Below are 3,863 nucleotides of genomic sequence, written 5' to 3' on the forward strand. Positions count from 1 at the left end.
TGCCCGCCGCTCAAGTGCATGGTGGAACGGTCAAGCTGGATGCCGTGCATGCCGACCGCGTCGAGGCTGTCGCGGACGCGCTGCCAGATCGCTTCGCGCGGCACGTTGAGGTTTTCCGGGCCGAACGCGACATTGTCGCCGAGCCGTTCGAAAATCGCCTGCGCATCCGGGTCCTGCAAAACGAGGCCGACACGCCCCCTTGCCTGGCTGACGGGCGTGCCGTCGACGGTGATACTCCCCTCGGTCAGTCCGCCGTCCGCGTCAATGGTACTGGTGGTGCCGTTGGCGGCGGTGTTCACGCTTTCAATATCGCCGCCAAGCAGCCCTGCCGCGCCTTCGAGAATGGTGGATTTGCCGATGCCCGAGGCTCCAAGCAGCAGTACGCGCTGGCCGGGTTCGATGCTCAGGTTGAGGCCGCGGACGGCGAAATGGCGGCGTGAGGCATGCCGGTAGCCCCAATCATGGAATTCGAGACGTGCCGGTTGTGTCGACACTGCCGTCATCGTGCTGCTGTTGTCATGTTCGCTTGACTTCATCGCGTCCTGTGTCCTGCCATCTTCAAATGCGCTGGCGCGGAACCGTTGCCCGACCGCCGTCCGCCACTGTATCGCGAACCGCCGTCCGCCGGACTCGGTTCCGCCGCCGTGCCTGTTGCGCTGTCGTACCGCTGTGCCGCTGTTGCTGCTGTTCTGTATTGCTTCACACCTGAACAGTTGCCTGCCGAAGTGCTTCTGCCGGCGTGAACCGTAGCCCCGCCGTGGTTCAGGCCGTAGCCCTCACTTCACGCCCTGATGCGAACTTGTCCAGCGCACCGGTCCGCGCAATCGCCCGATACAGGTACCACACCACGATGCCGGCGAACACGATGCCGGAAATCACCGACGTGACCAGATAGATGGTGATGTACTGCCCGGTGAACGCCTGGCCGCGCATGAAAATGTCATGCAGCCACACGGCGACCCCGGCGAACGCGCCGGACAGCATGGTGATCGGCACGTTCCACACGCGGTACAGCACTATGAGGAACGCGAGTTCGGCGAACGCGCCCTGCATCAGCGACGTGCTGAACGTGTCCATGCCCGTCCACTGGTTGCCCATCAGGCTTTCGATGACCCCGCCGAGCAGTTCCGCGTAAGTGGCGGCGCCCGGCTTGCGCACGATGACCGCCGCCAAGGGGCCGGCGAACAGCCACAAACCGTTATAGATGCCTTGGAATCCGGGCATGACCAGGCCGATCAGGTCGCCGACACCCAGCGAATAAATCAGGGACACCAGCCAGAAAATCAGCGCGCTGGCAACGCCGATCACCGATGCAACGGCAATATCGACGACGCGCCACTTGAGGCTGGGGCGTAGTGCTGCGACCGGGGTTGCCTCAGGTTGAGGGGTGACCGAATTGGCTGCTGATGTCGCTGTGGCGACGGATGCGTTGGATGCGTTCGAAGAGTTGTTGCTCATATTGATGTCTTCCTATGCGATGCCGGATTGCGATGATGCCCGGCAGGGGTTGGTATATCGCTGCGATGATCCCGAAACCGCCCGCCCATACTGGTGGCGGGCCTTATACCGCTGACTTGCGAAGCCGTATCGATGCTCCGCCGCACGCCCCGGAATCCAGACGCTGACGCGTTCAGATGGTGCTATCAGACGGTGATTTCAGACGGTGATTTCAGACGGTGTTGTCTCTCAGGCGCTGATGCCGCGCACTTCACGCCCGGAAGCGAACTTGTCCAGCGCGCCGGTCCGCGCGATTGCCCTGTACAGGTACCACATGAGGATGCCGGCGATCAGCAGGCCGGACACCACCGTGGTGATCAGGTAGACGATACCGTACGACCCGGCAAGATTGATGCCCTGAAGGTTTTCGATGAAGCTGTACGCCCAGCATCCGGCCCCGGACAGCGCACCGGACAGGGCGGCAACTGGCAGGGTCCACTTGCGGTAACGCACAATCGCGAACGCGAGCTCCGCGCACACGCCCTGCACCAAGGCGATCAGGAATGTGGCGAGACCGCCCCACATGTTGCCCATCAACGCTTCAAGAATGCCGGCGACGATCTCCGCATACACTGCGGCGCCCGGCTTACGCACGATGATGGCGGCCAAGGGCCCGGCGAACAGCCACAGTCCGTTGAACAGGCCGGGCAGACCGGGGACGATTGCGTCCAGTGCGGTCCAAGGTGCGGCGGTCAGCAGGGCGACCAGCCAATAAATCAGCGCGCTGGCAACGCCGATCACCGATGCGACGGCGATATCGACGACGCGCCACTTGAGATTCACTGTGGATGATGCTGCGGTATTCGCGGCTTGTGTCATAATGATGTGCCTTTCTTGAACGGTTGTTCTCAGGCACGGGAAGAGCGACGTCCGTGCGCCGGCATTGCCCGGTTCACGTTCATTCGGTCGGAGGAAACCCCCATCTCAGCCTGGCTGTAGCCAAGCCCCCGTGTCGATTGTTCAGTGTAGGGGCACCCCATGATTTTGTCTATCCAATCGATTGCACGCGCATTACCGGCTCTTGAAGAACCGCAGCAGCTGGGACTCCCGCACGCTGAGCCCGGCGAGGAACGTCGCGGCCATCGCCCCCACGAACCCGGTGGCAGGGATTCGGCAGGCGGCGATGAAGATGTTCATCCAGCCGTCGGCGGACATACGCCAGCAGTACGCGCACAGCAGCGCCAGGCACGCTATAGTCGCCAGTCCAGCCCAAATCAGCGTTTCCAGAGTCATTTCGAGCAGTTGGGCACCTTTGGTTTGCCCTACGTGCAAGGCACCCGCGTATTCCAGTCGTCTCCGCCGCACGGAAATCACCCCGGCAATCACCCCGACCGCCAGCGAGACGTACGGCAACCATACCGTCATGCGGTTCTTATAGCTGGAGTACGCATTATACCGAGAGTCGAAGGATTTGTTGACCTGCGCGACCGTCGTGTTTCCGCCCGTTCCCGAAACGATCGCCGTCGAATACAGCAGGTCGTTGGTTTGTTCGCTGACCGGCCACTGCTTCGCCCAGCATTCGGTGAATTCGCCGGAGGATGCCGAAACCGGGATCATCGCCGCATAGGCGAATCTGGTGTCACGGCCGTCGTTGGGCCAGGAGAATACGCCGGCGATGGTCATATCGCCACGGTTGGTTTGCATGACGCTGCCTTTGACCAGTCCGAAATCATGCGAAACGTCGGTTGAAATCCATATTCCCGAGGTGTCAGCGGTCTCGTTCACTTCCTGTTGCGTTGATGTCGCCCCCTGTTGCGCAGACGAGGCCGCAGAAGACGCAGACGACGATGCCGCGTTCGCTGTTTTCTGCCCGGATGCAAGCAGTTTGATGAATCCCGGGGTCACTTCGTACGCGGGCAGTTCCATGCCGGGCGTCGAGGACGCGGTGATGCTTTCGGCAGCACGGGCCGCTCCTGCAAGACTTGGCCCGTTGTGGACCATTTCGAGCCCGTCGCACGCTTGGCCGTCGACGCTTGCGCCGATGAGGGCTTTCGTATCGGCGTCCGAACTGATGCGCGTGATCGCTTCCTGTTCGAGCTGCACGATGGACATGGCTTCGTACCCGCCAAGAAGCGCACCGGTGATGAGCATGACAAGGAAAAACCATGCTGCCCGCGTGGTCCCCGCGCTGATGTTCCGCACGGCTTCGGAACAGATTGACCGGAGATTCATGACCTAACCCCCTCGCTTCCGGCAAGGCTTCCAGCAGCGCTTTCACCCTCGCTTCCGGCAGCACTTCCTGCATCGCTTCCGGTAACACTTCCAGCAATGCTTCCGCCTGCGCTCACAGCAGCACTCCCGTCCACACGTGCAGCCGCGCTCTCACCCGCGTCCCCATCCGCGTTTTCAGCACCGACCGGCGCGTA

General features: G+C 62.1%; 4 protein-coding genes and 1 riboswitch. All 4 genes read right to left on the reverse strand.

Features of this window, described 5'->3' with window-relative positions; all coding sequences use genetic code 11:
• Positions 1 to 503 (reverse strand): ATP-binding cassette domain-containing protein (locus ACI38B_RS06440; protein ID WP_439730032.1); only part of this gene is annotated, 503 nt, incomplete at its 3' end.
• 259 nt (positions 504 to 762) lie between these two features.
• Positions 763 to 1,458 (reverse strand): ECF transporter S component, encoded by a 696-nt coding sequence (locus ACI38B_RS06445; protein ID WP_439730029.1) that lies wholly within the window; start codon positions 1,456 to 1,458, stop codon positions 763 to 765.
• A gap of 228 nt (positions 1,459 to 1,686) precedes the next feature.
• A complete protein-coding gene (locus tag ACI38B_RS06450) occupies positions 1,687 to 2,316 on the reverse strand; it encodes an ECF transporter S component (RefSeq protein ID WP_439730030.1) in 630 nt (209 codons plus the stop codon).
• Between the two features lie 32 nt (positions 2,317 to 2,348).
• Positions 2,349 to 2,458, reverse strand: a riboswitch (TPP riboswitch).
• A gap of 50 nt (positions 2,459 to 2,508) precedes the next feature.
• Complete coding sequence (locus ACI38B_RS06455) at positions 2,509 to 3,669, reverse strand: hypothetical protein (RefSeq protein WP_439730031.1); 1,161 nt, start codon at positions 3,667 to 3,669, stop codon at positions 2,509 to 2,511.
• Positions 3,670 to 3,863 lie beyond the last annotated feature (194 nt).

The sequence above is a fragment of the Bifidobacterium sp. genome, assembly GCF_051876855.1.
Classification (GTDB): Bacteria; Actinomycetota; Actinomycetes; order Actinomycetales; family Bifidobacteriaceae; genus Bifidobacterium.